Genomic DNA, 26,224 nt, shown 5'->3' with positions numbered 1-26,224 from the left:
CGTGGCCATCCGCCGGATTTCAAGTCATTTCTGGCCGGGCTGGTAGACCTGGTCGAACACGCCGCCATCGGCAAAGTGCGCCTTCTGGGCTTGGGTCCAGTTGCCGGCTACCGAGTCGAGCGTGAACAGCTTGATGTTCGGGAACTGCGTTGCATACTTGCGCGAGAACTTTTCCACCGACGGGCGGTAGTAGTTCTTGGCGATGATGTCCTGGCCTGCATCGCTGTACAGGTATTCCAGGTAGGCCTGGGCCACCGGACGCGTGCCGCGCTTGTCGACCACCTTGTCGACCACGGCGACCGGCGGTTCGGCCAGGATGCTCACGCTAGGCGCGACGATCTCGAACTTGCCCGGACCCAGTTCGCGCAGGGCGAGCAGGGCCTCGTTCTCCCAGGCCAGCAGCACGTCGCCGATGCCGCGCTCCACAAAAGTAGTGGTGGCGCCGCGCGCGCCGGAATCAAGCACCGGCACGTTCTTGTACAGGCGGTTGATGAAGTCGCGCGCCGTCGCTTCGCTGCCGCCCGGCTGGCGCAGGGCATAGCCCCAGGCCGCGAGGTGGTTCCAACGCGCGCCGCCCGAGGTCTTCGGGTTCGGGGTGATGACGGCCACGCCCGGCTTGACGATGTCGCCCCAGTCGCGGATGCCTTTCGGGTTGCCCTTGCGCACCAGGAACACGATGGTCGAGGTATACGGGGCGCTGCGGTTCTTCAGGCGGCCTTGCCAGTTGTGCGCGATAAGGCCGCGTTCACTGATAGCATCGATGTCATAGGCCAGCGCCAGTGTGACGACGTCGGCAGCCAGCCCGTCGATCACGGCACGGGCCTGCTTGCCGGAACCGCCGTGCGACTGGCGCACCGTGACGTTGTCGCCGGTCTTGGCTTTCCAGTGGCTGGCAAATGCTTTATCGAAATCCTGGTACAGCTCACGCGTCGGGTCGTAGGAGACGTTCAGCAGGGTGACGTCGGCGGCAAAGGCTGCCGACTGGGTCAGCAATGTCATAGCTGCCAGCGTATGCGCGATTTTCTTGAACATGCGTTTCTTTCGGATGAGTTGGGAAGAGTTACCGCTAGGGTAGGGCCCCACTCATGGGAAGAAAACGAATGATTTCAGCTATCGATATAAGAATTTCCATGCATGCGCCCGATCAGCATCACGAACGGGCGCCTGCAGATGTGACTTAATGCGCCTTCGAGAAGATCAACAACCAGCGGCCGAAGATCAGCACTTCCAGGTGGCCCGGCTCGACACCGGTATCGCACTCCATGATCGGATTGATCGGGTAGAAGCGTTTGCGGAAGTCACGGGTGACGAGGATTTCGCGGCGTCCAAAGCGCATAAGAAAAGGTGCAGGAGCGTATTCCAGGCCGAAGGCGTTATTCAGAGTGGTCATTGACGGATCCCTTGTTTGAATTATGTTGGTCAGTGAAAACAGAATAGCACAACTACTGTATAAATCCACAGGTACTGTACATAACACCAGTAAAAAATTTTAAGTGTGGTTTTTTTGCCATGCATCCCCATTTGACCGCTATGGACAAGTCGCTTACCGCCCGCCTGCAACGCTTTACCGCCGCGCGCTTTTCTCCCGGGGAGGCCTTCGGCCTGCACCTCACGCTGGGCGTGCTGGCGCTGCTGCTGGCAATGGCCGGCTTCGCGCGCATCGCCGGGGCAGTGGTGGACGGTTCGCCGATTACCGAAGTCGACCTGCGCCTGGCTGCCTGGCTGCACACGCACGCGCATGCGAGCGACGGGCTGCGCACCTTCCTGCTCGGGGTCACCCACCTGCACAGCACACCGGGCGTGATGGCGCTGACGGCGGTAGCCGCCTATTGGCTGTACCGGCGCGGGGCGCGCGACTGGATGCTGACCCTGCTCGTCACCGTGCCGGGCGGCATGCTGCTGAACGTCGCGATGAAGCACACCTTCGAGCGCGCCCGGCCCCATTTCGACGAGCCGATCCTGACCTTGACGACCTACAGCTTCCCGAGCGGCCACAGCGTTGCGGCAACGCTGCTGTACGGCCTGCTGGCCTGCTATTTCACACGCCATGCGCGCAGCTGGGGCGCCCGCGCCGCCATCATCACCGCGGCCTGCGCCATGATTGCGCTGGTGGCCGGCTCGCGCCTGTACCTGGGCGCGCATTACCTGTCCGATGTACTGGCGGGAATGGCCGAGGGCTGCGCCTGGCTGGCGATCTGCGTCACCGGCACGGCGACCTTTCGCCGGCGCCGGGCCTGGCGCGAAGGCCGCAACCAATTACATGACACCTGAGGAATCCTGATGCGCACAATCATCCACCTGTCCGACCTGCATTTCGGGCGTGTCGACCAGGCCCTGCTGGGGCCGCTACACGACCTCATCCATTCGATCGCACCCGACGTCGTTGTCGTGTCCGGCGACCTGACCCAGCGCGCCAAGGTCGAGCAGTTCGAGGAGGCACGCGCCTTCCTGGACACCTTGCCGGGCCCGCAGATCGTGGTGCCTGGCAACCACGACATCTCGCTGTACAACGTGTTCCGCCGCTTCGTGAAACCCCTGGACCGCTTCAAGCGCTACATCACGGACGACCTCGACCCGGTGTATGTGGACGAGGAAATCGCGGTCCTCGGCGTCAATACCGCCCGGTCGCTGACCATCAAGGACGGGCGCCTCAATAAGGAGCAGGTGGCGGGCATCCGCACCCAGCTGGAAGGCATCGATCCCGCCATTACGCGCATCGTCGTCACGCACCATCCGTTCGACCTGCCGACCACCTTCGAAGAAAAGGACCTGGTGGACCGGGCTGCGATGGCGATGGAAACTTTTGCCGAATGCGGCGTGGACGTGCTGCTGGCCGGCCACATGCACGTCAGCCATGCGGCCAGCACCGCGAGCCGCTACCGGATCGATGCCTATGCGGCCCTGGTGGTGCAGGCCGGCACGGCAACCTCGACGCGGGGGAGGGGAGAAGTCAATTCGTTCAACCTGCTGCGGGTCGAACACGAGCGGGTCGAGATCGACCGCTATGGCTGGGACGCACTGACGAACACCTTCCGCGTCATTCTGACCGAAAAATTCCTGCGCAGCGGGAATGTGTGGGCGCCAGCGGCGGAAGGGATGCTGGCAGCGGGGATATAAGCGGGAAGGCCAGCCGCCAGCTGGCCTTCCGTTCATCAAATCAAATCCAGTACTCCGTCAGTCGCGACGCCCACTCCTTGACACGGTCCGCCCAGGGCCGGTTGCGCCACTGTTCCAGCGTCACTTCCTTCGAATCGCGCAGGTCCTCGTTGAAGGCGCTTTCCATGTCGCGCCCGAAGGCCGGGTCGATCACCACCACGTTGAGCTCATAGTTGTGGATGAAGCTGCGGCGGTCGATGTTGGCCGAGCCGATGGTCGACCAGGCACCGTCGATCACCGCCGTCTTCGCGTGCAGCACCGCCACCTGCAGCTGGAAGATGCGCACGCCGCCCGCCAGCAGCGGCTCATAGAAGGCGCGGCCCGCGTGCATCACCAGGCCGTGGTCGGAAACGCCGGGCAGCACCAGCTTGACGTCGACCCCGCGTTTCGCCGCGCCGACGAGGGCGTCGATGATCTGCTGGTCGGGTACAAAATAGGCCGAGGTGATGTGCACGGACTTCCTGGCTTCGTTGATCGCGACCATCAGCGACCTGTAGATTTCCGAGTGGCCGTTCGGCTCGGTGGCGAGCACGCGCACGAACTTGTCGCCGGCCGGGGCCAGGCGCGGGAAATAATCGCCGGGCGGGAGCTCGCCCGCTTCCTGGCGCACCCAGTTGTTCACGAACGCCCATTGCAGCGTTGCCACGGCCGGGCCTTCGATGCGCACGTGGGTGTCGCGCCAGCCGACCTTGTCCTTGTCCACGTTTTCAGGCTTGCCGCGCGAGCGGAACAGCGAACTGTTGGCGTAGTCGCTGCTGATGTTGATGCCGCCCGTGAATGCCACCTTGCCGTCCACCACCATGATCTTGCGGTGGTCGCGGTTGTTGATCGACCAGTTGCCCTTGGCCTTGGCCGGGTTGATCGGATTGAAGGCGAGCAATGTGATGCCTGCTTCGCGCATGCGGTCGAAAAAGGCCTGGGGCGTGCCGAGCGTGCCGACGCTGTCGTACATGACGTTCACCCTCACTCCCTCCCGCCGCTTTTCCATGAGCAGTTCGGCGAACTGCAGCCCGATCGGGTCCTGGTCGAAGATATAGGTCTCGAGGTTGATCGAGCTGGTGGCGCCGCGTACGGCTGCCATCATTTCGCGCATGGTGGCCGGGCCGTCGAACAGCAGTTGCACCTGGTTGCCGGCGATCAGGGGCACGCCGGTCGCCTGCTCCTCGAGCACGGCGAGCGCCTTCAGGTCAGCCGTGGCGTTGGCCCAGCGCCGCTGCAGCAGCGCCGATGCCTGCCCGTTCGGCATGGTGCCGCGCGCCGTGGACACCGTCGGATTGGCCTTGGCGGGGCTGTCCGGCAGCTGCTCGACATCCGGCAGGGTACGGCAGGATGCGATGACGCCGACGATGGCAAGCGCGGCGAGCCAGCAGGTGATGCGGTTCTTGTTCATTTTGCGTCCCTTGTAGCCGTACGATCGGTGCCGAAGCTGTCCGCCTTGGCGTCCACATCCTTCGGCCCGATGAAAAAGTCGATCGGCGCATGCAGGAAGCGCCGCCCGAGTGCGCGCAGCAGCAGGATGCTGCGCGTGAATTGGATCTTGCGAGCCCGCAGCGCCACCGACAGCGCCAGGTTGAAGCTGACCAGCAGGTTGACCGCGCCGATCAGCGCCACGCCGAGCGCCGCGTTAGCGGCCTCTACCCATGTTATCTGATAGTCGAGGCTGACGAGCGCAGTGGCGAAATTCGCGGTCGAGAAAGTAACGTGGCGAATGTCCAGCGGCAGCCCGAGCAGGTAGCCGACGGTGCCGGTGGTGCCGAGCAGGATGCCGAAGAAGAAATTACCCATCAGGCCTCCCAGGTTGTCCTCGACATAGCGCGACACCCGCGCGCGCCGTTCGACGCCCAGTAGCCGGCCGAGCCAGCGCAACTGGCGCACGCGCTGGCCCATGCGCGTGTACAGGGCCTTGTTGTCGTAGTAGCCGGAAATCAGGCCGGCGACGAACAGCCAGACGCCGGCAATGGCCGCGTAGAACAGGGCCGGGCTTCCGAACGGGTCAATGTCGTGCAATAGATGGTGGGCCTTGTCGGGCGTGACAAGATGCTGCCCCGTCATCTGGCGCCAGCCGAGGGCGATGAGGAAGGCGGTCGGAAAGGCGACCGCGACGTTGCCGAGCACGGCGACGATCTGGGTACGGAATACCTTGTTGACGAGTTCGGCCATGCTGTCGAAGTCGATGCGCCGCCCGTCGCGGCTGTGCAGGCCGGCGGCGATACGCTGGGCCGTCATGGCGGGCTGCTTGGTAGCGATGGTCCAGCGCAGCACGTGCACGAGCATGAAGCCGAGCGAATAATTCATGCTGAAGAGGAAGGCTTCGACCAGGGGCGCCATTCGAAGATAACCCAACAGAATCTTGAACAGCGCCATGAAGCCGACGATGAAGCCGGCGCCGGCGGCGGCCTTGAACATGCCGCGCAACTGGGCGCGGCTTTCCGCGATGTAGTGCTCGCCGGTACGGCTGGCGTTTTCGGTGACGTTGCGCGCGAGCAGGTCGATATTGTCGTGAAGCAGCCCGCGCACGCGGTATTTCGAGTTGTGCGCCTCGACCAGCTCCTGGGCCAGCTCGACGGCGGCCGCACGGCGCGCCGTGAACGGACGCGGCGGCTGGGGCGTATGCGAGGCGGCGACCAGCGCGCCGGGCTCATGCGACCGGGCACCCGGCATGGCGGCCGGGGCCGGCAGCGCGAGCGGCGCACTGGAGCCATGCGTGGCCTCCTGCGCGGCGTCGCCGAGGTCGACCAGGAACAGCAGCTTGCGCAACCGGATTATGCTCTGGGTAATGGCCACCAGCACATAAGTCAGGGCCACGCTGGTGCCGAAGGACAGCGAATTGCGCCGGATCTTGGCGATCACGTCCTCGCACTGCTCGAGCATCACCAGCAGGTGGCGCGCGTCGTCCGGCCGCTCGACCCCGCCTTCGAGGAAGCGGCCGTATTCGTCGAGGTAGCGGTTGACCTCGATGTTTTGCATCAGGAAGGGCGAGTCGAAGTCTTCGATCTCGCTGTAGCTGTGCACCAGGCGCGGCTCCAGGCCCAGCGCGCAGACCCGGCAGGAGAGCGTCCGGATCGCGTCGAGCATGCCGAGCACCGTCACCAGGCGCGCACGGTCGGGGGCGGCGTCGAGGGGCGGTGGGGCGTCGGCGACGACGTCGAACAGGGCCAGCCAGTCCGCATCCGGCACCGAGCGCACCCATTCGTAGTCGTCGTCGGCATACAGCACCTGGTCGAGGGCATCGGACAGGTACAGGTCGTCGAGCGCGGGCGGCAGGAAGCGGTAGGCGATCCTGCGCTTGAGTTCGGTAAAGAAACCATCGTTCGAGAGGATGCCGATATCGCTGTACAGGCTGGTATGGCGGCGCTTCTCGAGCATGGTGACGATATAGCTGCGCAGCGCCCAGGCCTGCTCGGGATTGCCGCGCAATAGCTGGGTGAGGGTGCGCACCGCCTCGATTGCGCGCGCACGTTGGCGACGGCGCGGCCGCAGGCTGTCGACCAGCTCGACCAGCAGGTCAATGCGATCGCTGTGCGGGTCGATCCGTTCAAGAATGGCAAGCATACAAATTCCGTTTCCCTGTAGCGCACAGTGTACGCGCTGGGGCCGCTGGAACTTGGTACGGCAGCGTACAAATGGCGTGGATGAGGTAGACGGGGTTTCGCCGGTGCGTGCAATAGGCAATGAAGAAAGCACAGACCCGACGGTATGCCAGACAAGCTGGCGGATCGCCTTCAGGTAAACGCCAGCAGCAGCCAGGTCAGCATTGCGCTGAAACTCCAGCTCAGCACGCCGAAGGCGCGCTTTACTTCGACTGCCTGCTTAGTCACAAAAATCTCCGAAACATCTTCTGAAAACACGAAACGACGCAGCCGGGACCGCCAACCGGGGCCTCGCCGCGACGCTTCGTACTTGTTGCCTTTACAGGCTGCCCGAACTGCTGAGCGCCTGAGGGCGACATAAAAGCATTTCGGGAAAACAAAAGTCAAATCGGAGTGTATTTTTGTTTGCCGAATACAACAGCTATAAACGGCGGTGATGGGCGTGTAGACGCGACCTGTCTAGTCAACCATACAGGTGGGGAAGAGCGGGGAGGGAAGCAGGGGGAGAACAGGAAACACCCATGCGCGCGGGCGCGCGCATGGGTTGATGCGATTAGCCGCGTGCTGGTTCTGCGACGTAGATCTCGACACGGCGGTTGCGTGCGCGGCCGGCGTTGTCGTTGTTCGACGCGATCGGCTGGCGATCGGCGCGGCCTTCGATGGTGATACGGCCCGGGCTCACGCCACGGCCGGCCAGGTAGTCGCGCGTACGCGCGGCGCGGTCGACCGACAGCGGCTGGTTGATGGCGGCGCTACCCGTATTGTCGGTATGGCCGATGATGACCACGTTGGTGGCCGGGTTCTCATTGAGCGTCTGGGCGAAGCGCTCCAGCACCGGCTGGAAGTTCGGCTTGATGTCGGCGCGGCCGGTGTCGAAGGACACGTCGCTCGGGATGTCGAGCTTCAGGCGGTTGTCCGAAGTCTGGGACACCTGCACGCCGGTGCCGCGCGTGGCCTGCTCCATTGCCTGCTTCTGCTGCTCCATGCGCTTGGACCAGATGTTGCCGATCACTGCGCCGGCAGCGCCGCCGAGGACGGCGCCCTTGGCAGCGCGTTCGCCGCCGCCGCCACTGGTGGTGCCGCCAATCAGCGCGCCGAGGGCTGCGCCGGCGCCGGCGCCGGTTGCGGTGCCACGCTGGGTGGCGCTCATGTCGGCACAACCGCTCACGCCGAGGGCGAGGACGGTGGCGGCGACGACGGATTTAGTCAGGTTCTTATGCATTGCATTCTCCTTAAAAAATCCGTTTCGTAGGCGCACCCGCAGGGCACGTCCGCGAAACGGATTGGTCAAACAACTACAAAAACGTGCATGGTACAGGACCGGTACTGCATGGACCTATATTCCTCGCCCGCTGATCAGGCGGACCAGGATCATGATGACGGCAACCACCAGCAGGATGTGGATGAAGCCGCCGATCGTGTACGAGGTGACCAGGCCGAGCAGCCACAGGACGATCAGGACAATGGCGATGGTGTAGAGCATGATGTGTCTCCTCATTCAGTTTGCGCCGCTTACGGCGCCGTGAATGCAGTATCCCGCCTCCTGCTCAGCAAAACCGTTCGTTGGCGTACACACAGCGCAAGATTTCGGGCAGCATGTTACGCGCGCGACCTGCGCTCCGGCTGCAGGCCGGGGACCCAGCCCATGAAGCCGAGGAGGCCCACGATGCCGATCAGGCAGGTCAGCAGGCCGCCGCTGACGAGGAAGATGACGTCGTGCGCGGCCACGTCCTGCGTTGCCTCGAGCGGCGCGGCCGATACGAGTCCGATACCCGTCACGACCAGGCCCCAGATGATGATGCCGACCCACGCCAGGCTATTCATGGTGATCCCCTTTTCGATGGTTGTCTATCGCCAGCCTGTCATTCGGCCGGGTGTCCTGCCATTGTCGGGTTAGCTCAGCAGTATTTCCGTGCGGTGGCGCACCTTGCACGGAGGAAAATATCAAGCCCGGCGATCCGTGAGGATGGCCGGGCCTGGGGGCTGGGCGATTACGGAGTTCAGGCGGCGCGCAGGCGGCCCTTCACGATGCGCACGCGGTCGCCGCTGCTCCACTGCGGCGCGCTGCTCTGGCTGAAGGTGCGCAGGGTGCCGTCGTCGAGGCGCACGCGGATTTCATACGTGGTCGTGGCTTTCATGTTGCCCTCGACCTGGTTGCCAACCACTGCGCCACCGACCGCGCCGGCGACGGTTGCGATCTGGCGGCCGGTGCCGCCACCGACCTGGTTGCCGAGCAGGCCGCCGAGGACAGCGCCGCCCGCCGCACCCAGGCCACTGCCCTGGGCACGGTGCTTGATCGCACGGACCGATTCGACGTTGCCGCAATTGCCGCACCATTTCGGCTCGGCCGCCGCCACCTGCACCGGCTTCGGCTTGACCGTCGTGCGCGGCGCCGGGCGCGATTCAGGTTCGCGTTCTTCCGCATAGTGCGGGCCTTGCGCCGGGCCATAGCCCTGTGCGAGCTGCTGCGACGGCTGCGGGGCAGCAGGCACTGGAGCAGCAGGCTGTGCGTAGGCGGGCGGCGCCGGCGGCATGGTGCTGGACTGTGCGAGCTGGGCCATCTCGGCGCTCGTCGCACCCGCGAGCGGCTGCCCCGCGGACGGCAGGTTCGACGCCAGCGCCGCGCGCTCGGCGTCGGTCAGCTGGCGGCTATCGTTGCCGCCGATCGAGGACGGAATCCAGCCCATAATGGCCGCGGTGCCGACCAGGCAGAACAGCACGACGGCAAGCGCCGCCAGCAGCAGCAGGGGATGGTGCTGGGCGCGTCCCGGTGGAGAAGGAATATTGTTGTTCATGGCGTGTCCTTGGTTGGTTGCGGTGGCATGCACGGCCTGCGAAAACGACGCAGGCCTGGTGGAATGAAGATTGTCCCTAGGAACAACAGGGTATTCCGTGCGTCACCGAACATACTTCCCCTATCAGAGCATTTAACCTGATCCAAATTGTTTGCAAATGTATCCGTTGCCCCGTTTTTGGCTGTTCGCCACGGGGCTTGTCATTCACCGCGAGGGTCCGATGAACTTTGCCGTTTCTCCCGACGTCGCCGAGCACAACGCCAATTTGCTGCTGGCCGCGCTCCCGCCGCAGGAGCTGGCCCAGGTGTTGCCGATGCTCGACCAGGTCCACGTCGAGGCGGGTGAGGTGCTCGGCGAGGCCGGCGATCCTATCCGCTACATCTATTTCCCTCACGATTGCCTGATTTCGCTGCTGGGCGTGGCCGGTGGGCGCATGACGCTCGAGGTCGGCCTGGTGGGGCGCGAGGGCATGCTCGGGGCGACGGTCGCCCTCGGCCACGAGACGGCGCAAGTGCGCGCCGTCGTGCAGCGCCCGGGCAGCGCCAGCCGCATGGACAGTGCTGCCTTCTGCACCGAATTCGCCCGCAACGGGGCGCTGCAGCGGGTACTGTACCGCTACACCGACAGCTTGCTGGCGCAGGCGATCCAGATTGCCGTGTGCAGCCGTTTTCACGTGCTCGAAGCGCGCCTGGCGCGCTCGCTCCTGATCACGCGCGACCGCCTGCGCTCCGACAAATTCCACCTCACCCACGAGTTCCTGGCGCATGCCCTCGGCGTGCGCCGCGTCGGCGTGACCAAGGCGGCGAGCGCATTGCAGCAGCAGGGGCTGATCATCTACAGCCGCGGCAATATCGAGATCCTCGATCCCGAAGGGCTGGCGGCCGCGGCCTGCACCTGCTACGAGATCGTCAAGGACGCCGGGGTAGGGGCTGTGTCGAGCGCATTCGTGTAAGCGAGTCGTAGGGTGGACGGCTCTGCCGTCCACGCGTTCATCCCGCGTGTGCATACCGAACTGCGTTACAGGACCCGTCATTCCACGAACCGGTGCAGACCAGAGCACGATTCAGGCCCCACAAAACGAAACGCCCCGCTTGCGCGTACGCAAGCGGGGCGTTTCGTGTGTCTGCCTGGGTAGTGCTCTTAGTTCGTCTTGCCAGCCTGGTTGCCGACAACGCCGCCGACAGCTGCGCCGCCGACCACGCCCGCAGCGCTGCCGCCGGTCAGGGCGCCGCCGATCACTGCGCCGGCGCCGGCGCCGACTGCGGTGGCTTTGTCCTGATGCGACATGCTCGAGCAACCGGTCATGCCGAGTGCCAGGGTGGCCAGGGTAGCGCTCACTGCCAGATGTTTGATGGTTTTCATATTGCTCTCCTTTGGTGGGTTTACTTCAGGCGCAGGCCGTTTTTCACCGACTTCACGCCCTTCACTGTGCGCGCAACCGACGCTGCGGTTGCCACGCTTTCCGCCGAGCTGACATAGCCGCTCAGCTGGACAATACCTTCACTGCTCGCAACATCGATGTCGGCTGCCTTGAGTTCCGGACTGCTGCCAATGGCCGCTTTCACGCTGCTGGCAATGGCTGCGTCATCCACCGGCTTTACCGGCGCCAGCAGATCCGTGCTGCCGCAGCCAGCCAGCACCAGGGCCGCCGCCAGGGCCGCGGCCTGTGTCCAATGCCTCATGCGCTTTCCTCGATGCCGTGTAGTCGTTCCGGCGATGACTGAAGATTACGCTTGCCGCAAAGCAGAGTCTGTTCGGCAACACACACTGCGGCAAACAAGCTCATCAGCGGACCTTGGCCTTGCCCGGCGGCGGCGCGGTGGGCTTTTGCTTGGCCAGCGCCACCAGGCGGCCGCAGTCGCTGTTCTCGCCGGGCCCCATGTTGATGAGGGGGATCAGCGCGGCGACAGGCGCGGCGGCCGCGGCCAGCACGGCGGCGCCGCCGGCCTTCAGGGCCAGCACGCCCTTGTCGACCGAGACGTCGGGTTTGCCGAACGGTCCGCGCACGTAGAGCGGCGCGCGCAGCGTGAACAGGCGCATCTCCTTCGTGTCTGGCTTGATCGTCAGGTCCATCTGCTCGTTGGCCAGGTTGATCGTGCCGTTGACGCGGATGATCGCTTCCGCGGTGTCTACCACGAACACCTGCGACTGCATGACGCCCTTGTTGACGTCGAAGTCTGCCGCCAGGCAATTGAGCTGCACCTGCTTGTCGCCGAACAGCTTGGTGACGATGATGTTGCCGACGTTCAGGCCCATCTGTTCGAGCAGCATCTTGCTGATCGTGCCCTGGTTGACCAGCGCCTTCACTTCGCCATTGGACGAGCCGAGCAGGGAGGCGACCGAGGCGCCGGTGGCCGACAGCTGGGCGTCGCCGTTGATCTGGCCGACCGTCGCCTGCATCTTCTCGATGGTCGGGAACAGCTGCTTGATCTGGATGTGGCGCGCGCTCACCTTGGCGGTGGCGCGGATCGTGTTCTTGCCCTGGGCGCCGCTGCCGTCGAGCCGGATGGTCGAGCGCAGCGTGCCGCCGGCCACGCCGAAGTCGAGCGGGGCGAGGGTGATGACGCCATCCTTCATGATCAGGTGGGTCGAGAGCTTGCTGATCGGCAGTGTCTTTTCGCGCCGGATACTCTCGGCCGTATAGCGCACGTCGGCGTCGATCGCCTTCCAGCGCTCGGTGCGGAATTCCTCGACCGGCAGCACCTTGCCGCCCGGCTGCACCGTGTCGACGCCGCGCGCCTTCTTGCTCTCGTTCGAGTCGCCGCCGATCAGCGGGCCGAGGTCGGAGAAGAGCAGCTGGCGCGTGTGCACGTTGCCGGTGAGTTTGCCGCGTGGCTTGCCGCCCTCGAAGACGAGCTTGCCGCCGATGTCGCTCGAGCCGACCTTGCCCTTGAACCGGTCGTAGGTCCAGCGGCCATGCTCGCGGTCGAGTTCGCCCTTCAGGCGCCCGGAGGTCGAGAAGGCCGGTGTCTCCGGCAGCGTGATGCCGATGAAGTTATACAGGTGGGCCATGCTGCGCCCGGCCAGTTCCAGCTGCAGGTCCACGGCCTTCAGCTTGGCCGGGCTGGTGACGGTGCCCTCGACCGCAATGCGGGCCGGGCCGCTGCGCATGTCGGCCTGGATCGGGTAGGGCGTGTTCTGGTCCTTCAGCGACAGCACCTGGCCGACCCGGCCGCCGCCGGTGACGGGCGCGCCGTTATAGCTGCCGCTGACCTTGAAGCCGACCCCGTATTTCGCGTCCTTGTCGAGCGTGCGCACCTGGGCCGTGACGTCGGCCCTGGTGACGGCGTCGATCACGCGCACCACGCCGTCGGTCAGCACCACGCGCTCGAGGTCGAGCTGCCACTTCGATTCGGTGTCCTTCTTCTTGTAGACCCAGTTGTAATGGGTGCTGTCGGTGCGCTGCAGTTCGACGTAGGGCGAATCGAAGCGCAGCACCGGGATGCCGATCGTGTGGTGCAGCAGCCCGAGAGGATTGAGCGAGAACGAGAACTGGCGCACCCGGGCCATATCCATCTGCTTCATGTGCGACGGATTGCCGACGTGGATGTCGTTGGCGATCAGGTGCGGCCAGGGCAGCCAGTCGCGCAGGCGGCGCTCGCCCGCAGCCATGCTGCGCGCCGGAACTTCCCACTGCACCGCGAGATTCCCGCGGATCGCGAACGGGCGCTCGATGGCTTCGCTCACCTTCGCATTGAGCCACGGTCTGGCCTTGTTCCAGTCGAAGGTAAGGATAAAAATGATAGCGATGACGGGGATCGCGATCAGGGTGGCGAGGACGCCGAAGATGATTTTTTTCTTTTTGTGGTCGCCCTTTTGCTTCGGGGCGCCTTGCTGGGGGGCAGTATCGGACATGACGATCCTTCGTGGGGTTCGGTCTTGAGGCCAGCTTAGCGCAAAGGGCCCAGCCATCAATGTGCGATGCCGCACGCTGTGACGGATGAGCGCTTGCGAGACTTGCGGCGACACTGCGCTAACGGCAGTCTATGTGCGGCAGCGTACCGAACCGGAACGATAACAGGTTTATAACTTCAACAACTTCCTAACATCCCAGGAGAAATGACATGAAAGCAATTCGCCCAATGAACGGACTGGTCATCGCCGCCGTTCTGGCACTCAGCGCCTGCGCCAGCCAGAAGGCGCCGGCCACGGCCGACGTCGCCGTGTCGCAGAACGCCGTGGCCAATGCCGTGCAGGCCGGCGCGGCTGACCTGGCCCCGGCCGAGATCACGGCGGCGCGCGCGAAGATGATGCGCGCCAACGAGGCGCTCGCTGCAAAGGATTACAAGCTGGCGCGCGAGCTGGCGATGCAGGCCCAGGCCGACGCCCAGCTGGCACAGAGCAAGGCCAATTCGGCCAAGGCGACCGCCGCCTCGAGCGCGCTGAACGAAGACCTGCGCGTGCTGCGCCAGGAAGTCGATCGCGCCAACAGCCAGTAAGCGCAGCAAGACAGAAAGCCTTGCCGCCAGCAGGCGGCGAGGCGGACGAATCGAACGACACCTTTTTCGACCTCCGGGTCGACACGAACATATACGCGCCGCCAAGGCGCCATTGGAGGGCAAGATCATGAAAGTACGCTTCCTGAAACCGGCCATCTTCGCCAGCGCCATCATGCTGGCTGCCTGCAGCACCGTTCCGACCACGACGCCGACGCTGGACCAGGCACGCGCCGATTTCGTCGCTGCCAACAACAATCCGCAGGTGTCGAGCTATGCGCCGCTCGAGTTCAAGCAGGCCAGCGACGCCCTGAATGCCGCCAACGCCGCTGCCGCCAAGAAGGACAGCCTGGAAGACATCGACCGCCTGGCCTATGTGGCCAAGCAGAAGATCGCGACCGCGCAGGAAGTGGCCCGCGCCAAGGCCGCCGAAGCCAACATTGCCGACGCATCGCGCCAGCGCAATGAGGTGCGCCTGGAAGCACGTACGGCCGAGGCCGACCGCGCCAAGCGCGAGGCCGCCGAAGCCCAGGCCGCGGCAGCTGCTGCCCAGCAGCAGGCAGCCACCGCCCAGCAACAAGCGGCAACTGCCCAGGACCAGGCCCGGATGATGGCCGAGCGTACCGCCAAGCTCGAAGCCATGCTCGGCGAGCTGCAGGCCAAGAAGACCGAACGCGGCATGATCGTCACCATCGGCGACGTGCTGTTTGCCACCGGCCAGGCCAACCTGACGCCGAACGGAATGTCGACCCTGCGCAAGCTCGCCGACGTGATGGCGCAGAACCCGGAGCGTACTGTGCTGGTCGAAGGGTTTACGGACAGCACCGGCAGCTCGAGCTACAACCAGGACCTGGCGCAGCGCCGCGCGAATGCCGTGGCGACGGCCCTCGGCAGCATGGGCGTGCCGCGCGAGCGCATCGCCATGCGTGCCTATGGCGAAGCCTTCCCGGTCGCGCCGAACGACACTGCCACCAACCGCCAGCTCAATCGCCGCGTCGAGGTCGTGCTGTCGAACGACGCCAACCCGATTCCGCCGCGCACGGCGGGGCGCTGATCGGCTCAGTTCGGCCTAATTTGAATTTTTAAGGAAACATCATGGAACAGAACAAAACGTCGCTGGCACATGGCTTCGACGTGGAAGCGATTCGCCGCGCGGCAGCCAACCTCGATGACGGCGCCGTCACCGTGGGCTACCAGGCTGACCGCGAGGCGGTCATCGCGATGCTCAACGATGCGCTCGCCACCGAACTGCTGTGCGTGCTGCGCTACAAGCGCCACTACTACACCGTGGGCGGCCCGGGCAACGGTTCGCTGAAGGCCGAGTTCCTCGAGCACGCCCAGCAGGAGCAGGAGCACGCCGACCGGATCGCCGAGCGCATCGTGCAGTTGAACGGCTCGCCGAACTTCAACCCGGCCACGCTGACGGCGCGCTCGCATGCGGAGTACGACGATTCGGAAGACACCCAGGCCATGGTGCGCGCCGACCTGATCGCCGAGCGCGTGGCGATCGAATCGTACCGCCAGATGATCCTGGCGATTGGCGACAAGGACCCGACCACGCGCCAGATGCTGGTCGAGATCCTTGCCGTCGAGGAAGAGCACGCCGACGACCTGCGCGACTTTCTCGCTCCCTGATTTTCCAGCCGTTTCATACCACCACCACAAATAACCAACAACAGGAGTTCATCATGCAAGACACCACCACCCGCAGCAGCGCCCGCTCGATCGACAGCAGCCTCCAGAATGCCAGCGCCGACATGAAGCTGCTGGTCAAGGATGCCCAGGCACTGCTGACTGCCGCCGCTTCGCTGACCGGTGACAAGGCCGACGACCTGCGCGCGCGCGGCATGGAACTGCTGGACCGCGCCATGGGCAGGGCCAGCCAGTACCAGGGTCAAGCTGTCGTGAAGAGCAAGGAACTGGCCCAGACCGCCGATGTCTACGTTAAGGACAACCCGTGGCGCACCGTCGCTGCCGCAGCGAGCGTCGGCCTGCTGGTCGGCATCTTTCTTGGTCGTAAATAATTAGCGCCGGAGAACACCATGGAAAAGACCGAAACCGTCGTGCATGGTCCCGGCCTCATGGGCGGGATATCCGGCCTGGCCAAGAACCTGTTCGGCCTCATCGTGTCCCGCGTGGAACTGGCGGCGCTCGAGTTGTCGCAGGTACGCAATCATGTGATCGAACTGCTGGCGCTGTTTGCCGGCGCGATCCTGGCCATGTGGTTCGCCATCGCGTATGGCACGGCCACGATCGTGATGCTTGCATGGGAATCCTGGGGCTGGAAGATCCTGCTGGTGATGTTCCTGGTGTTCCTGGCGATCGCGGCCGTACTCGTGATGAAGGGACTCGCCATGCTCAAGCAGGGCAAGCTTGCCTTCCCTGAGACGATGAACGAACTCCGTCACGACCGCGACGCGCTGCTCTGAGCGGCCACCTACAGGGGAAGACACATGGAAAAACATAATCACAAGGACGAGCCGACCGGCCTGGCGGGCCACAAGCACAGCCGCGACCCCGTCACGCGCATGGCCGAGCTCAAGCGGGAGGGCGAGTTCTACCGTGCCGGCGTTACCTACGCCAAGGCGCAGGTAAAGCACGGCGCGCGGCCCGAAGTCATGCTACATTCTGCTCTGGACAACGCCACCTGGGCACTGCGGGCACGTGCTGATGCTTTGCTGAAACCTACGGGGACGAGCATCTCGGTACTGATGCCTTACGCACTGGGCGCATTCAACTTCGTGCGCCAGCGCCGGATGGGCAAGCAGGTCGTCGCCGGCACCGTGCTGATGGCCGTGGCGGGCTGGTTCATGAAACGGCGGCGCGCGCGGCGCGAGGTGTAAGAAGGCAGGATGGATCGCGGAAATGTTATCCGCGGAAGTCTGATTGTATCGGGGTGTGCGGCCCAATGGCCGCCGCCCCGCTGGCATCAAAGGCGTGCTGACTGCGCCCGCGAGGCGGCAATGAATATGGTGGGGCTTGAGCGGCGTCGCAATCATTGATTGGACGCCGTCTTTTTTTGCGATTAGCTTCCGCTCTGCACTGGCGCTTCCTGGCGCACCTGGGCCATCTCCTTCTGCCAGGTATCCTGTGCCGCCTTCAGGCAGGCTCGCCGCTCGGCAGCCGGACCCTGGCGGCAAGCATTCTTCGCCTCGTTCAGGGCCGCGCCGATTTCCTTCTGCCGGGTGCGCATGCGCTGCGCTTCGGTCGCGTCCTCGCGGTACCAGCGCACCGGGTCGCCGCGCGCGATTTCGCGCGCCTGCTTGTCCGCTGCGGGCGCGGACACCGTCGCGTCGCTCCCCGTCCTGTCACTCCCCGCGCTGTTGCTCCCAGTTTGCGCACCCGCGCAGGCAGCCGCGCCGGCCAGCAGGCAGCCGGCCAGTATCCGTTTCAACCCGTGTCGAGCATTCATGTTTGCCTCCCTATCAATGCAACAGGCCGGCGAGAGCCGGCCTGTCAACGAGCTATCCATGCGTCCAGGCGCCCTGGCCGCGCGCTGGATCAGTAGCGGTAGACGCGGCCGTCGACCAGGCGCACGCGGTTACCCACGCGCAGGTCGTAGACGCTGTCCTGGACCACGGTGCGGTATTCGCCGTTGTCCATGCGAATGTTGACCTGATACATCTCCTGGCCGCCGGTTGCAGCGCGGTTGGCCTCGACCTTGTTACCGATCGCGGCGCCGGCAACGCCGCCTGCCACGGTCGCCGCGGTACGGCCGCTGCCGCTGCCGACCTGGTTGCCTGCCAGGGCGCCGACCAGGCCGCCTACGATGGCGCCGGCGCCGCTGGTGCGAGCATCGGCCTGGGTCGCCTGGATCGATTCGATGGTGCCGTAGCCCATCGATGCGCTGTTGTTGTAGCCGGGACCGGTGGCATAGCCGCCGCTGGCGTAACCGCCGTTGTTATACGACGGCGAGCTGGCGCAGCCCGAAATCAGGGCACCGGCAGCGATGACCGCGGCGAGGGTACGGGTAGCTTTCATGTTGTTCTCCTGGCAAAAGTTGTGAGTCAAGAATAAGGCCGTGTTCTCCCCTGGTCTGTGCGATGACGCACGATGAGTTGCCAATTTGATATGTACCATCAACATCTCGCTGTTGTGTTCGACAGCGTACAGAAAACCCGGATCGATCGGCGTACAACATCGTTAGCGTGTTGATAATTGGAGAACAAGAGCATGACGACAAAAATGAAAAACATACATGCGCTGCTGATCATCGGGGCGGCCCTGCTGTGGTCCGCGCATGCCCGCGCCCAGGCTGTGCCGGACGCCAAGACGGCGTACCACACGGCACGCGATGCGGCAGGGAGCACCTACAAGGCGGCACGCGCCCGTTGCGACACGGTTACCGGGAATCCACGCGAGGTCTGCGTCGCCGAGGCCAAGGCCGAGCGCGTGCGGGTCGAGGAAGAGGCGCACGCGGCCTACAAGAACACGCTGAAATCCTATACTCAGGCACGCATGCGCATCGCCGACGCTAACTATGACCGCGACAAGGCACGTTGCGGCGCCGTGACCGGCAATGATCGCGACGTCTGCCTGAAGCAGGCGAAAGCCACCCTGATTGCCGCCCAGGCCGACGCCCGGGCGGATCGCAAGATGATCGAAGCGCGCACCGATGCGCGTGAAGACAAACTCACGGCGGAATACCGCGTCGCCCTCGAAAAGTGCGACGCGTTTGCCGGCGCGGTGAAAGACCAGTGTGTCAACGCCGCAAAAACCGCGTACGGCAAGTGACGTACCGGATCCGCTCATTCGAGCAAAACTGAGCAACACTTGACTTTATCAACAACAGAAAGGGATACATCATGAAAATCACCCAACGCATCGCTACCGCCGTGTTCACTGGCGCACTCGCATTTGCCATGGTCGGCTGCGCATCGGGTCCGCAGCGTGAAAGCGCCGGCGAATACGTCGACGACAGCGTCATCACCGCCAAGGTGAAGACCGCTTTCGCCGCCGATCCAACCGTGAAAGCAACTGAAATCAACGTCGAAACCTTCAAGGGCGACGTTCAGCTGTCGGGCTTCGTGGCCCAGCCAGGCGACGCCCAGCGCGCCGTTGAAGTTGCGCGCAGCGTGAAGGGTGTAGTATCCGTGAAGAATGACATTCGCGTGAAGTAATCCTCCGGCCCGGCGGCGGCCTGGCAACCTTTATTTGGCAAACACATGCATCTCGCCAGTCCTGGCTCGGGCCCATCCGAGCCGAACACTCCCGCCGCCCCCGAGGCAGCGCCGGCCATTGAGGCCGGCGCTGTCCCTCCCGAGCTGCACCCCGGGTCCAGCGACGAGCTGACCCTGCATTCCGGCGGCCTGCGGCTACCGATCCATGTCAACGCCCGCGGCCTTTCGCTCGGCATCCTGGCCACCGTGGCCTTTGTCTTCGCGCTCCAGTGGGCGCAAAAATTCTTCGTGCCGCTCCTGCTCGGCATCTTCATCGCCTACACCCTCAGCCCCGTCGTGCGCTGGCTCGAACGCCTGCATATCAAGCGCGTCATCGGCGCCACCCTGGTTACCGCCATCCTCATCGGAGGACTGGGCGCCACCATGGTCCGGCTGCAGGACGAATTCTTCAACATCATCGACGAGTTGCCGACGCTCACCCAGAAAGTAACGAAGCTGCTGGCCAAGACGGCCAACGGCCAGGGCTCGACCCTCCAGCAAATGCAAAAGGCGGCCGCCGAGATCGAGCAGGCCACGGCCAGCGTCGGCCAGAACAAGGATGCGCGCCTGATCCAGCGCCGCCCGACGCTGTCGCAGCCGCAGTCGCCGGCGTTTCGCATCACCGACTGGCTGCTGGCCGGCTCGGTCGGCCTCGCGGCTTTCGTCACCCAGGCAACGATGGTGCTGTTCCTCGTGTTCTTCCTGCTGCTCGCGGGAGACACCTTCAAGCGCAAGCTGGTCAAGCTGACCGGCCCCTCGCTGACCCGCAAGAAGGTGACGGTGCACATCCTGGACGACATCAACACCTCGATCCAGAGCTATATGTTCATGCTGCTGGTGACGAATATCCTGCTCGCGCTCCTGATGTGGGTGGCGCTGCGCGCGATCGGCCTGGAAAACGCCGGCGCCTGGGCGATCTTTGCCGGGCTTGCGCACGTCATGCCGTATTTCGGGCCGCTCCTGATCACCACCGCGACCGGCCTGGTGGCCTTCCTGCAGTTCGAATCGCTGCGCATGGTCATCCTCGTCGCGGGCGCCTCGATGGGCATCGCCACGCTGGTCGGGATGGTCGTCGCAACCTGGATGACAGGCAAGATTGCGAAGATGAATCCCGCCGCCGTCTTCGTCAGCCTGCTGTTCTGGGGTTGGCTGTGGGGGATGTGGGGCCTGCTGCTGGGCGTGCCGGTGGTCATGATCCTGAAAACGGTGGCGGAGCGCGTCGAGGGGATGGAAGTGGTCGCGGAGTTGCTGGGGGAGTAGTTTCCGGCGGAGTTTGCAAGGACACGTTAACCGCGCATACAAGAAAGCGGCGTGATCCACAAGGAATCCACGCCGCCTTCATCACCATCTCCAACCAGGCTTTACGCCATCCGCTTGACGCTCTTCGCCCCGGTCTCATGGCCCGGCTTGTGGCGCAGGCTGCCCAGCTGCAGCGCATACTGCCGTGCGAACTCGGCGCCGAGGAAGAAGATCTGGGCCGAGTAATACACCCACAGAAGCAGGGCGATCAGCGAGCCGGCCGCGCCGAAACTGCTGGCGGCGCCGCTATTGCCAATGTACAGCCCGATCGCGAACTTTCCGACTGTGAACATGGCCGCCGTGCCAAGCGCGCCAATGGTCACGTCGCGCCAGGACAGATGGATGCGCGGCAGCAGCTTGTAGATCACGCCGAACAGCGTTGCGATCACCAGGAAGCTGATCAGGGCCGAGATCCAGCCCATGATAACGGCCGCTTCCTTCCACATGCCACCAAAATAGTTCTCCACCACGGCAAGTGCGGCGCTGACGACCAGTGACACCATCAGCAGGAAGCCCAGCACCAGGATCAGTCCGAACGAGAGCACGCGGGTACGCACCGTGTCCCACCAGGTGGCGTCCTTCGGCGCCGGCACGCCCCAGATCTCGTCGAGGCTGTCCTTCAGTTCGGCAAAGACGGTGGTCGCGCCCACCAGCAGCAGCAGGGTGGCGACGATCGTCGCGATCATGCCTGATTCCTTGTTCTGCGCACCTGCCAGCACCGACTGGATCGCGTCAGCCCCTTCGGCGCCGACCAGTCCGCGCAGCTCGTTGAAGAGCTGCCCCTGCGCCGCTTCCGCACCATAGAAGAAGCCCGCCACGGCAATCACCAGCACCAGGATGGGCGCCAGCGAAAACAGCGTGTAGAAGGCCAGCGCCGCCCCCTTGCTGCCGCAACGGTGGGCAAACCACTCGGTGACCGCGCACTTCAAGATGTGCAGGATCTGGCGTGAATACGGGAACCATTGATTTTTATCCATACCGATTCTCCGGAAAAAGAAAAGGGGCCGTGGCCCCTTTTGGTCTTGCTGGACGTCGCGAACGTCCAGCTTCAGGCGCCCGCTGAACCAGGCAACAACCCGTCAGCTTGCGCCGGGACACCCTTACCGGGATCCGATTACTGCACGCGCTTTTCGATCGTGATCTGCTCGACTTCGACGCGGCGGTTCGGTTCCAGGCACTTGATCAGGGCTGCACGGTTCTTCTCGGTGCAGGTCACGACCGGGTTGGCTTCGCCCTTGCCGTAGGCCTTCAGGCGGTTTTCCGCGACGCCTTTGCCGACCAGGTAGTCACGCACGGCGTTGGCGCGGCGCTCCGACAGCTTCAGGTTGTACTTTTCCGAACCCAGGCGGTCGGCATAGCCGGTGATGTCCACGTCGGTGATGCTTGGATCGGCTTGCAGGGCGGCAGCGATGTCGTCCAGCTTAGGCTGCGGCATGTTCAGGGTAGCGTTGTCGAACGCGAACAGTTCGGTGGTCGACAGGGTGACCTTTTCGAAGCGTGCAGGCGGCGGAGCGACCGGAGCCGGTGCTGGCGCTGGTGCCGGTGCTTCGGCCACTGGTGCCGGCGCTTCGATCACTGGGGCCGGGGCTGCTGGCGGCGGGCTGAAGGCATAGTTCAGGCCGACGGTGACGTATTTGTTGTTGCTTTGCTTGAAGCCATACAGCTCTTCGTGGCGAATGAAGCCGCGCACCGAACGAATGTCGGCCTGCAGGGCCATCTGCGGGGTGAAGCTGTACTGGAAGCCAACACCGGCGGTGGCATATGGCGAGTTCTTGTTCAGGTACCGAATGCCGCGGGCAGGGTTCTCGACACGGTCACGCTCGACGCCCAGGCCGAACAGAACGAATGGACGGAAGCGGTCACGCGACAGCATCAGCAGCGAATCGATGCCGACCAGGGTCTGGCGATACGTCGCCGGGAATTCCTTGGTTTGCGCGTGGGTGGCGCCGATCTGGATGTCCCAATACGGGTGAACTGCCTTGCCGACCTTCAGGCCAACGCCCCAGTCACGTTTGTCGACGCCGAAGTCAGCATCCGGCTTCATGCCCAGGACGCTTGGCTGGATGTACCAGGACGGGTTGATTTCTTGGGCGAGGGACGTGCCGGAGGCGCAGAGCATGGCGACGGCCAGGGCGATTTTCTTCGTATTGTTCACAGGAAACTCCCATAAGTTGATAAGTAGGGTGACATCGTTGCTTAACAGTGATGTTGGAGTGAAGAATACGAGGCGGGGTTCCCGAGGGTCGGTGCGCTGGCGCACCTATGGATACTGCTGAGTGACAAAAATGCAACAATGTCAGTTCAATCTCACCGGCCTCCAGTCAGCCCCTATATAGAAGGGCTGAAAATACGGTCTGCACGACCCGTCGCTTATGCGAAAAGAATAATTTTCCGATTGTTGTTTTTATGGCACAAATAAGCGAATTTGACGAATTCCCCTGCGTTTTCGCAAAACAAGAGATTCAGGGAAATGCTTCGAGGAATTTTGCCAATGTGGGATGGCGCACAGACCGGCATGTCTGATGCAAGCGATGATGCGGTCAGTTAAGCGGAACCCGAGGTGTTGTCACCCTGTCAGACAACATACAGCGACCCGGACCACCCAGTCTCTCTTTCATTTGGAGTTATCAACATGCATGCAACGACTCATCACAACGCGGTGCAAGGCGACATCGGCGCAGTGCACACTTCCAGCAACTCAGCGCTGATCGAACGCGTCCCGCCACAGCCAACCGAACGTGCGCCGATTTCCCTCGCGCCGATCGAGCGAGTGCGGTCGACCTCTGCCACGCAGCGTCGGATCGAGAACATGCAAAAGCTGATCAACGAATTGTCGACCCATGAGATGCTCGCCGACGAGATCGCATGGTTCCTGAAGTTTTCGCCGTCCGGCGCCCGCAAATATATCCGCGACCTGCGCGAAGCCGGCGTCATCGAACTGGCCCGCTACATCGAAGGCACCGCTACCTACCTGGGCAAGGCCGTGTACCAGATCTGCCCTGACCAGGAACGCGTCAAGGCCTTCCTGGCAGCGATTTGCCAGCCAAAGCGCGAAGGTGTTGCTCCACGCAAGGAGCGTCCAGGCCTGCGCGAGCAGAGCATGGCAGGCAGTGGCCGCCACTTCCACATCCTGGCCGACGACACCCATTACGCGATCCGCGTGAACCGCAGCCCGGTGGCGCGCGATCCGCTCGTCGCCGCACTGTTCGGCCCGGCCCCAGGCCAGGTCGGCAAGTAATGCGCTGACTGTCTACCGGAGGCGCGCAGCGGTGGAGACCCGCGGCGCGCTTTCCGCCACCGACGATCGCTGTCGTCACGCAAACGCCGCGCCCTGCGCGGCGTTTGCCGTTTACGCTTCCATCTGCGGGACCCGAAGAAGGCAACGTTGAAAACCCGGCAACAGGCCCCACCTGCGGGCGAGTGCGGCCCTGCGCCGCTTCCTCACCCTCGTAAAGGAGTTCCCATGCTGCCAAGTGCCGAATCGCTGGAAGGAAAACCCGTACCGCAAGTCGCATTCAAGACGCGTGCCGATGACGGCTGGCGCGACCTGTCGACCGACGAACTGTTCAAGGGCAAGACGGTCGTCGTGTTCTCGCTGCCCGGCGCCTACACGCCCACCTGCTCATCGACGCACCTGCCGCGCTATAACGAGCTCGCCAGCGTCTTGCGCGACAACGGTGTCGACGACATCGTGTGCTTCTCGGTCAACGATGCCTTTGTCATGAACGAATGGAAGCAGGGCCAGGATGCGGGCGACATCACCTTCGTCCCCGACGGCAACGGTGACTTTGCGCGCGGCATGGGCATGCTGGTCGACAAGCGCGACCTTGGTTTCGGCATGCGCTCCTGGCGCTATTCGATGCTGGTGCGCGATGGCGTCATTGAAAAGATGTTCATCGAGCCGGAGCGGGAAGGCGATCCGTTCGAGGTGTCGGACGCCGATACCATGCTGCGCCACATTAACCCCGGCGCTAGAGCCCCCGACCCGATCGTCATGTTCTCCAAGCCCGGCTGCCCGTTCTGCGCGCGCGCCAAGGCGGCGCTCACCGAGCGCGGCCTGCGCTATACGGAGATTTCGCAGGACCAGAAGATCAACACCAGCGTGCTGCGCGCGGTGAGCGGACGCATGACCTGGCCGCAGGTCTTCATCGGCGGGCACCTGGTCGGTGGCACGGACGAGCTGCTGGCTCACCTCGAGCAGGCGAATCCGGCGCCGGCGGCCGCGTGAAGGCCACAGGAATCGACGGGGGGGCGGGGGAGGGACGATGGAAGCCGTGCTGACGCTGTCGCTTCTCGGGGCCGCGGGCCTGCTGATCTGGGCGGTGCCGCGCTGGCGGCTGCGCCGGGCGCTGGCGCGCCCCTTGGCGCGGCACGAGCTGGCGATCCTGGAACGTAATGTCGAGCAATACCGCGCCATGGACCCGGTATCGCGCGCCCGCCTCGAGCGCCTGGTGCGGCGCTTCCTGCACGAGAAAACCTTTGTCGGCTGCGCCGGCCTCGAGATCACCGACGAGATGCGGCTGACGATCGCCGGCCAGGCCTGCCTGCTCCTGATGGGCGCACGCGGCGACGCCGTCTACCCGGCCCTGAACGCGGTGCTGGTGTATCCCGGCGCCTTCCTGGCGCCGCGGCGCCAGGTCGACGCGGCCGGCGTCGTGACCGAGGAGCGTCAGGACCTGCTGGGCGAATCCTGGGGCGACGGCCGGGTGATCCTGTCCTGGGACCACGTGCGCCGTCCCGGCCTGGTCGACGCTCCCTCCCACAACGTGGTGCTGCACGAGTTCGCCCACCAGCTCGACAGCGAGTCCGGCGCCACCAACGGCGCACCCTACCTCGGCAGCCCCGAGCGTTACCGCAGCTGGTCGGAGGTGCTCTCGCGCGACTTCGCCGCCTTGCGCGAAGACGCCTGGTTCGGCCGGGAAGGGGTGCTCGACCACTACGGAGCCCAGGACCCTGCCGAATTCTTTGCCGTCGCCACCGAAGCGTTCTTCGAGCAGCCGCACCGGCTCGCCAGCCGCCACGCGGCCCTGTACGAGGAATTCCTGAAGTACTACCGGGTCGACCCGCGCGCTTGGCAGGCGGCGCACGAGGAACCTTCTTACAGCGCAGGCGTCTACGGGCAATGGCAGTAGGGACAATGGCAATAAGCTGCGTGCGTTTGCGTACAGAGCGTACTGTCGGGCGGGAGCATGCTGTCGCTAACCATCCATGCAGGAGACATCCATGTCCATCATCATCGCAGGGCATTTCCAGACACAGGAAGACGTCGACGTCGCGCGCCGCGCGCTGGGCGAGGCCGGCTTTGCCCAGGAGCGCATCAGCGGCTTCTATCTCAGCCAGCCCGGCCAGCACGACATGACGCCGATCGGCGGCGACAACATCCAGTCGCCGGGCGCCAAGGAAGCGCCGATCGGCCTGATGAAGGGCAGCGCCACCGGCGGCGCGGTCGGGGCCGTGGTCGGCGCCGTCACCTCGCCGGTGACCGGGCCCGCCGGGCCGATCGTCGGCGGCCTGCTGGGCGCCCACGTCGGTTCGCTGTTCAGCTTTTCCAGGATGAAGGAAGCCGGCGAGGCTGAAGCCGGCGGCCGGGCGCCGCTCGAGGTGCGGCACGCTGGCATGCTGGTCGCCGTCGCCTTCGACGACACCGGGCTCGAAAGCCAGGCCGTCGATGTGCTGCGCCGCCTCGGCGCCACCCAGATCGAGCGCGCACGGGGCAATATCGTGAACGGCGACTGGGCCGACTTCGACGCCTCCAGCCCGCCGGACGTGGTCGCCTGACCGGTTTTCTC

At 64.4% G+C, this 26,224-nt stretch carries 31 protein-coding genes; 16 read left to right on the top strand and 15 right to left on the bottom strand.

The genetic code is table 11. The features are described from left to right. Positions 1 to 24: 24 nt before the first annotated feature. Both ACFPN5_RS05135 and ACFPN5_RS05130 read right to left on the bottom strand, forming a co-directional pair. Entirely contained in the window at positions 25 to 1,032 is a 1,008-nt protein-coding gene (locus ACFPN5_RS05135; protein WP_379780778.1) for a sulfate ABC transporter substrate-binding protein, read from the bottom strand. A 145-nt stretch (positions 1,033 to 1,177) separates the two neighbouring features. Next, positions 1,178 to 1,390 (bottom strand): hypothetical protein, encoded by a 213-nt coding sequence (locus tag ACFPN5_RS05130; RefSeq protein ID WP_379780776.1) that lies wholly within the window; start codon positions 1,388 to 1,390, stop codon positions 1,178 to 1,180. 140 nt (positions 1,391 to 1,530) lie between these two features. Between ACFPN5_RS05130 and ACFPN5_RS05125 the strand changes: the two genes are divergently transcribed. Both ACFPN5_RS05125 and ACFPN5_RS05120 read left to right on the top strand, forming a co-directional pair. Further along, positions 1,531 to 2,271: a phosphatase PAP2 family protein gene (locus tag ACFPN5_RS05125; protein WP_379780774.1), complete on the top strand. Its 741-nt coding sequence runs from the start codon at positions 1,531 to 1,533 to the stop codon at positions 2,269 to 2,271. Between the two features lie 9 nt (positions 2,272 to 2,280). Next, positions 2,281 to 3,117: a metallophosphoesterase family protein gene (locus ACFPN5_RS05120; protein WP_379780772.1), complete on the top strand. Its 837-nt coding sequence runs from the start codon at positions 2,281 to 2,283 to the stop codon at positions 3,115 to 3,117. Between the two features lie 40 nt (positions 3,118 to 3,157). Here ACFPN5_RS05120 and cls read toward each other — a convergent pair whose 3' ends face one another. The 6 genes from cls to ACFPN5_RS05090 form a co-directional block, all read right to left on the bottom strand. Next, the gene (gene cls, locus ACFPN5_RS05115; RefSeq protein WP_379780770.1) at positions 3,158 to 4,546 is read right to left on the bottom strand and encodes a cardiolipin synthase; all 1,389 of its coding nucleotides are present in this window, start codon (positions 4,544 to 4,546) and stop codon (positions 3,158 to 3,160) included. Beyond that, positions 4,543 to 6,708, bottom strand: coding sequence for a site-specific recombinase (locus tag ACFPN5_RS05110; protein WP_379780768.1), 2,166 nt, complete (start codon positions 6,706 to 6,708; stop codon positions 4,543 to 4,545). Before ACFPN5_RS05110 ends, cls begins: the two co-directional genes overlap by 4 nt. A gap of 591 nt (positions 6,709 to 7,299) precedes the next feature. Continuing rightward, on the bottom strand, positions 7,300 to 7,968 hold the full coding sequence (locus ACFPN5_RS05105; protein ID WP_379780766.1) for a YiaD family glycine zipper/OmpA-like lipoprotein: 669 nt from the start codon (positions 7,966 to 7,968) through the stop codon (positions 7,300 to 7,302). A 114-nt stretch (positions 7,969 to 8,082) separates the two neighbouring features. Further along, positions 8,083 to 8,229, bottom strand: coding sequence for a lmo0937 family membrane protein (locus ACFPN5_RS05100; RefSeq protein ID WP_136223041.1), 147 nt, complete (start codon positions 8,227 to 8,229; stop codon positions 8,083 to 8,085). A gap of 116 nt (positions 8,230 to 8,345) precedes the next feature. After that, a complete protein-coding gene (locus tag ACFPN5_RS05095) occupies positions 8,346 to 8,570 on the bottom strand; it encodes a hypothetical protein (RefSeq protein WP_379780764.1) in 225 nt (74 codons plus the stop codon). Between the two features lie 176 nt (positions 8,571 to 8,746). Then, positions 8,747 to 9,541: a glycine zipper 2TM domain-containing protein gene (locus ACFPN5_RS05090; protein WP_379780762.1), complete on the bottom strand. Its 795-nt coding sequence runs from the start codon at positions 9,539 to 9,541 to the stop codon at positions 8,747 to 8,749. Positions 9,542 to 9,761: 220 nt separating this feature from the next. Here ACFPN5_RS05090 and ACFPN5_RS05085 point away from each other — a divergent pair, with 220 nt between their 5' ends. Then, complete coding sequence (locus tag ACFPN5_RS05085) at positions 9,762 to 10,493, top strand: Crp/Fnr family transcriptional regulator (protein WP_379780760.1); 732 nt, start codon at positions 9,762 to 9,764, stop codon at positions 10,491 to 10,493. A gap of 188 nt (positions 10,494 to 10,681) precedes the next feature. Here ACFPN5_RS05085 and ACFPN5_RS05080 read toward each other — a convergent pair whose 3' ends face one another. The 3 genes from ACFPN5_RS05080 to ACFPN5_RS05070 all read right to left on the bottom strand — a co-directional run bounded on the left by ACFPN5_RS05080 (position 10,682) and on the right by ACFPN5_RS05070 (position 13,396). Beyond that, the gene (locus tag ACFPN5_RS05080) at positions 10,682 to 10,903 is read right to left on the bottom strand and encodes a prenyltransferase (RefSeq protein ID WP_379780758.1); all 222 of its coding nucleotides are present in this window, start codon (positions 10,901 to 10,903) and stop codon (positions 10,682 to 10,684) included. A gap of 20 nt (positions 10,904 to 10,923) precedes the next feature. Beyond that, positions 10,924 to 11,223, bottom strand: a complete 300-nt coding sequence (locus tag ACFPN5_RS05075) for a BON domain-containing protein (protein WP_379780756.1) — start codon at positions 11,221 to 11,223, stop codon at positions 10,924 to 10,926. A gap of 103 nt (positions 11,224 to 11,326) precedes the next feature. Then, the gene (locus ACFPN5_RS05070; RefSeq protein ID WP_379780754.1) at positions 11,327 to 13,396 is read right to left on the bottom strand and encodes an AsmA family protein; all 2,070 of its coding nucleotides are present in this window, start codon (positions 13,394 to 13,396) and stop codon (positions 11,327 to 11,329) included. Between the two features lie 209 nt (positions 13,397 to 13,605). On the opposite strand from ACFPN5_RS05070, the gene ACFPN5_RS05065 reads away from it, so the two are divergent. The 6 genes from ACFPN5_RS05065 (at position 13,606) to ACFPN5_RS05040 (ending at position 16,820) form a co-directional block, all read left to right on the top strand. Beyond that, positions 13,606 to 13,980 carry a DUF4398 domain-containing protein gene (locus ACFPN5_RS05065; RefSeq protein WP_379780752.1) on the top strand — a complete coding sequence of 125 codons (375 nt, stop codon included), beginning with the start codon at positions 13,606 to 13,608 and terminating at the stop codon, positions 13,978 to 13,980. A 127-nt stretch (positions 13,981 to 14,107) separates the two neighbouring features. Continuing rightward, complete coding sequence (locus tag ACFPN5_RS05060; protein ID WP_379780750.1) at positions 14,108 to 15,031, top strand: OmpA family protein; 924 nt, start codon at positions 14,108 to 14,110, stop codon at positions 15,029 to 15,031. A 41-nt stretch (positions 15,032 to 15,072) separates the two neighbouring features. Beyond that, on the top strand, positions 15,073 to 15,612 hold the full coding sequence (locus tag ACFPN5_RS05055; protein ID WP_379780748.1) for a ferritin-like domain-containing protein: 540 nt from the start codon (positions 15,073 to 15,075) through the stop codon (positions 15,610 to 15,612). Positions 15,613 to 15,665: 53 nt separating this feature from the next. Beyond that, positions 15,666 to 16,001, top strand: a complete 336-nt coding sequence (locus tag ACFPN5_RS05050; RefSeq protein WP_379780746.1) for an ElaB/YgaM/YqjD family protein — start codon at positions 15,666 to 15,668, stop codon at positions 15,999 to 16,001. 18 nt (positions 16,002 to 16,019) lie between these two features. Beyond that, a complete protein-coding gene (locus ACFPN5_RS05045; RefSeq protein WP_379780744.1) occupies positions 16,020 to 16,406 on the top strand; it encodes a phage holin family protein in 387 nt (128 codons plus the stop codon). A gap of 24 nt (positions 16,407 to 16,430) precedes the next feature. After that, entirely contained in the window at positions 16,431 to 16,820 is a 390-nt protein-coding gene (locus tag ACFPN5_RS05040; RefSeq protein WP_379780742.1) for a hypothetical protein, read from the top strand. Positions 16,821 to 17,002: 182 nt separating this feature from the next. Here the strand turns inward: ACFPN5_RS05040 and ACFPN5_RS05035 are convergent, their stop codons facing one another. Then, on the bottom strand, positions 17,003 to 17,389 hold the full coding sequence (locus ACFPN5_RS05035) for a hypothetical protein (RefSeq protein WP_379780740.1): 387 nt from the start codon (positions 17,387 to 17,389) through the stop codon (positions 17,003 to 17,005). A gap of 89 nt (positions 17,390 to 17,478) precedes the next feature. After that, positions 17,479 to 17,958 carry an outer membrane lipoprotein gene (locus ACFPN5_RS05030; RefSeq protein ID WP_379780738.1) on the bottom strand — a complete coding sequence of 160 codons (480 nt, stop codon included), beginning with the start codon at positions 17,956 to 17,958 and terminating at the stop codon, positions 17,479 to 17,481. Positions 17,959 to 18,162: 204 nt separating this feature from the next. Here ACFPN5_RS05030 and ACFPN5_RS05025 point away from each other — a divergent pair, with 204 nt between their 5' ends. From ACFPN5_RS05025 to ACFPN5_RS05015, 3 genes are all read left to right on the top strand, one after another. After that, the gene (locus ACFPN5_RS05025) at positions 18,163 to 18,711 is read left to right on the top strand and encodes a hypothetical protein (RefSeq protein WP_379780736.1); all 549 of its coding nucleotides are present in this window, start codon (positions 18,163 to 18,165) and stop codon (positions 18,709 to 18,711) included. Between the two features lie 71 nt (positions 18,712 to 18,782). Next, positions 18,783 to 19,097: a BON domain-containing protein gene (locus tag ACFPN5_RS05020; RefSeq protein WP_379780734.1), complete on the top strand. Its 315-nt coding sequence runs from the start codon at positions 18,783 to 18,785 to the stop codon at positions 19,095 to 19,097. Between the two features lie 45 nt (positions 19,098 to 19,142). Further along, complete coding sequence (locus tag ACFPN5_RS05015; protein ID WP_379780732.1) at positions 19,143 to 20,396, top strand: AI-2E family transporter; 1,254 nt, start codon at positions 19,143 to 19,145, stop codon at positions 20,394 to 20,396. A 101-nt stretch (positions 20,397 to 20,497) separates the two neighbouring features. Here ACFPN5_RS05015 and ACFPN5_RS05010 read toward each other — a convergent pair whose 3' ends face one another. Together ACFPN5_RS05010 and ACFPN5_RS05005 are read right to left on the bottom strand one after the other, a co-directional pair. Then, the gene (locus tag ACFPN5_RS05010) at positions 20,498 to 21,412 is read right to left on the bottom strand and encodes a YihY/virulence factor BrkB family protein (protein WP_379780730.1); all 915 of its coding nucleotides are present in this window, start codon (positions 21,410 to 21,412) and stop codon (positions 20,498 to 20,500) included. Between the two features lie 137 nt (positions 21,413 to 21,549). Beyond that, a complete protein-coding gene (locus tag ACFPN5_RS05005; protein ID WP_379780728.1) occupies positions 21,550 to 22,590 on the bottom strand; it encodes an OmpA family protein in 1,041 nt (346 codons plus the stop codon). Positions 22,591 to 23,067: 477 nt separating this feature from the next. On the opposite strand from ACFPN5_RS05005, the gene ACFPN5_RS05000 reads away from it, so the two are divergent. The 4 genes from ACFPN5_RS05000 to ACFPN5_RS04985 all read left to right on the top strand — a co-directional run bounded on the left by ACFPN5_RS05000 (position 23,068) and on the right by ACFPN5_RS04985 (position 26,213). Further along, positions 23,068 to 23,673 carry a winged helix-turn-helix domain-containing protein gene (locus ACFPN5_RS05000; protein WP_379780726.1) on the top strand — a complete coding sequence of 202 codons (606 nt, stop codon included), beginning with the start codon at positions 23,068 to 23,070 and terminating at the stop codon, positions 23,671 to 23,673. A gap of 225 nt (positions 23,674 to 23,898) precedes the next feature. Next, entirely contained in the window at positions 23,899 to 24,663 is a 765-nt protein-coding gene (locus tag ACFPN5_RS04995; protein ID WP_379780724.1) for a glutathione peroxidase, read from the top strand. A 37-nt stretch (positions 24,664 to 24,700) separates the two neighbouring features. Then, positions 24,701 to 25,567 carry a M90 family metallopeptidase gene (locus ACFPN5_RS04990; RefSeq protein ID WP_379780722.1) on the top strand — a complete coding sequence of 289 codons (867 nt, stop codon included), beginning with the start codon at positions 24,701 to 24,703 and terminating at the stop codon, positions 25,565 to 25,567. A 91-nt stretch (positions 25,568 to 25,658) separates the two neighbouring features. Then, positions 25,659 to 26,213, top strand: coding sequence for a hypothetical protein (locus ACFPN5_RS04985; RefSeq protein ID WP_379780720.1), 555 nt, complete (start codon positions 25,659 to 25,661; stop codon positions 26,211 to 26,213). Positions 26,214 to 26,224 lie beyond the last annotated feature (11 nt).

Source organism: Massilia niabensis (genome assembly GCF_042655085.1).
In the GTDB taxonomy this organism is placed as follows: Bacteria; Pseudomonadota; Gammaproteobacteria; order Burkholderiales; family Burkholderiaceae_D; genus Telluria; species Telluria niabensis.
The sequence above is the reverse complement of the archived record's forward strand: the minus strand, read 5'-3'. Positions and strand labels throughout refer to the sequence as shown.

Coding starts and splice junctions, on each gene's coding strand:
- ACFPN5_RS05135 (WP_379780778.1), bottom strand. CDS start 1,032: ATGTTCAAGAAAATCGCGCATACGCTGGCAGCTATGACATTGCTGACC.
- ACFPN5_RS05130 (WP_379780776.1), bottom strand. CDS start 1,390: ATGACCACTCTGAATAACGCCTTCGGCCTGGAATACGCTCCTGCACCT.
- ACFPN5_RS05125 (WP_379780774.1), top strand. CDS start 1,531: ATGGACAAGTCGCTTACCGCCCGCCTGCAACGCTTTACCGCCGCGCGC.
- ACFPN5_RS05120 (WP_379780772.1), top strand. CDS start 2,281: ATGCGCACAATCATCCACCTGTCCGACCTGCATTTCGGGCGTGTCGAC.
- cls (WP_379780770.1), bottom strand. CDS start 4,546: ATGAACAAGAACCGCATCACCTGCTGGCTCGCCGCGCTTGCCATCGTC.
- ACFPN5_RS05110 (WP_379780768.1), bottom strand. CDS start 6,708: ATGCTTGCCATTCTTGAACGGATCGACCCGCACAGCGATCGCATTGAC.
- ACFPN5_RS05105 (WP_379780766.1), bottom strand. CDS start 7,968: ATGCATAAGAACCTGACTAAATCCGTCGTCGCCGCCACCGTCCTCGCC.
- ACFPN5_RS05100 (WP_136223041.1), bottom strand. CDS start 8,229: ATGCTCTACACCATCGCCATTGTCCTGATCGTCCTGTGGCTGCTCGGC.
- ACFPN5_RS05095 (WP_379780764.1), bottom strand. CDS start 8,570: ATGAATAGCCTGGCGTGGGTCGGCATCATCATCTGGGGCCTGGTCGTG.
- ACFPN5_RS05090 (WP_379780762.1), bottom strand. CDS start 9,541: ATGAACAACAATATTCCTTCTCCACCGGGACGCGCCCAGCACCATCCC.
- ACFPN5_RS05085 (WP_379780760.1), top strand. CDS start 9,762: ATGAACTTTGCCGTTTCTCCCGACGTCGCCGAGCACAACGCCAATTTG.
- ACFPN5_RS05080 (WP_379780758.1), bottom strand. CDS start 10,903: ATGAAAACCATCAAACATCTGGCAGTGAGCGCTACCCTGGCCACCCTG.
- ACFPN5_RS05075 (WP_379780756.1), bottom strand. CDS start 11,223: ATGAGGCATTGGACACAGGCCGCGGCCCTGGCGGCGGCCCTGGTGCTG.
- ACFPN5_RS05070 (WP_379780754.1), bottom strand. CDS start 13,396: ATGTCCGATACTGCCCCCCAGCAAGGCGCCCCGAAGCAAAAGGGCGAC.
- ACFPN5_RS05065 (WP_379780752.1), top strand. CDS start 13,606: ATGAAAGCAATTCGCCCAATGAACGGACTGGTCATCGCCGCCGTTCTG.
- ACFPN5_RS05060 (WP_379780750.1), top strand. CDS start 14,108: ATGAAAGTACGCTTCCTGAAACCGGCCATCTTCGCCAGCGCCATCATG.
- ACFPN5_RS05055 (WP_379780748.1), top strand. CDS start 15,073: ATGGAACAGAACAAAACGTCGCTGGCACATGGCTTCGACGTGGAAGCG.
- ACFPN5_RS05050 (WP_379780746.1), top strand. CDS start 15,666: ATGCAAGACACCACCACCCGCAGCAGCGCCCGCTCGATCGACAGCAGC.
- ACFPN5_RS05045 (WP_379780744.1), top strand. CDS start 16,020: ATGGAAAAGACCGAAACCGTCGTGCATGGTCCCGGCCTCATGGGCGGG.
- ACFPN5_RS05040 (WP_379780742.1), top strand. CDS start 16,431: ATGGAAAAACATAATCACAAGGACGAGCCGACCGGCCTGGCGGGCCAC.
- ACFPN5_RS05035 (WP_379780740.1), bottom strand. CDS start 17,389: ATGAATGCTCGACACGGGTTGAAACGGATACTGGCCGGCTGCCTGCTG.
- ACFPN5_RS05030 (WP_379780738.1), bottom strand. CDS start 17,958: ATGAAAGCTACCCGTACCCTCGCCGCGGTCATCGCTGCCGGTGCCCTG.
- ACFPN5_RS05025 (WP_379780736.1), top strand. CDS start 18,163: ATGAAAAACATACATGCGCTGCTGATCATCGGGGCGGCCCTGCTGTGG.
- ACFPN5_RS05020 (WP_379780734.1), top strand. CDS start 18,783: ATGAAAATCACCCAACGCATCGCTACCGCCGTGTTCACTGGCGCACTC.
- ACFPN5_RS05015 (WP_379780732.1), top strand. CDS start 19,143: ATGCATCTCGCCAGTCCTGGCTCGGGCCCATCCGAGCCGAACACTCCC.
- ACFPN5_RS05010 (WP_379780730.1), bottom strand. CDS start 21,412: ATGGATAAAAATCAATGGTTCCCGTATTCACGCCAGATCCTGCACATC.
- ACFPN5_RS05000 (WP_379780726.1), top strand. CDS start 23,068: ATGCATGCAACGACTCATCACAACGCGGTGCAAGGCGACATCGGCGCA.
- ACFPN5_RS04995 (WP_379780724.1), top strand. CDS start 23,899: ATGCTGCCAAGTGCCGAATCGCTGGAAGGAAAACCCGTACCGCAAGTC.
- ACFPN5_RS04990 (WP_379780722.1), top strand. CDS start 24,701: ATGGAAGCCGTGCTGACGCTGTCGCTTCTCGGGGCCGCGGGCCTGCTG.
- ACFPN5_RS04985 (WP_379780720.1), top strand. CDS start 25,659: ATGTCCATCATCATCGCAGGGCATTTCCAGACACAGGAAGACGTCGAC.